Annotated in this window: 1 pseudogene; it reads left to right on the top strand. The window is 62.4% G+C overall.

Annotated features, from left to right (window positions below):
• Nucleotides 1-160: 160 nt before the first annotated feature.
• A pseudogene (locus tag EOA27_RS38880) lies at nt 161-530 on the top strand (GFA family protein).
• Nucleotides 531-700: the final 170 nt, after the last annotated feature.

The following is a 700-nucleotide window of genomic DNA, read 5'->3' as shown; positions in this document are numbered from 1 at the left end:
TGACAGGATGGTTTCGAGACGATCGCGGACGGATTGCATTTTCGATGTCGGACCTTGCAAATTTGCAACGTCTTTTAGACGCGCGGCCTGATGTTGGGCCCGGCAAAGAGATAACCCGGCAAGCGTGCCTTTGCACCCTGCCAGCGATGGGAGGATGCTGATGCTGTACAAAGGCAGTTGCCACTGCGGCAAGGTGGCATTCGAGGTCAAGGGTGAGATCGGCGGCGCGGTGCGCTGCAACTGCTCGATCTGCGCGCGCAAGGGCGCGCTGCTGTGGGCGGTGCCGCATGAGAAGCTCAGTCTGGTCGCCTGGGGCGACGACCTCGGCCGCTACACCTTCGGCAAGGCTCAAATCGCGCATCGCTTCTGCCGGACCTGCGGAATCCACCCCTTCGCCGAGGATGTCGGCGAAAGCGGCGAACGCACGGCCTATATCAACATCAACTGCCTCGAACGTCGACGTCGCCGGCATCGAAGTGTTCGAGTTCGACGGTCGCGCCGCTAGGCGGCGGGTCGATCAAAGGCCTTGATTGAGATCAAGGGCTATTCCCGAGCCGCCGCTATCTTGCCTGCAAGTTTATCGAGAGGGCACGATGAACAGGCGAACGATGCTCGTGGGCGCAGGCGCCGCGCTTGTCGCGGCGGGCACCGGTGTTGCCGGTTGGCGATCGGCGGTCGGGTCCATGGCCCAGTATGAGGT

The sequence above is a fragment of the Mesorhizobium sp. M2A.F.Ca.ET.037.01.1.1 genome (assembly GCF_003998075.1).
GTDB lineage: Bacteria > Pseudomonadota > Alphaproteobacteria > Rhizobiales > Rhizobiaceae > Mesorhizobium.
Note: the sequence above shows the minus strand (reverse complement) of the source record. Positions and strands in the feature narration are given on the sequence as shown.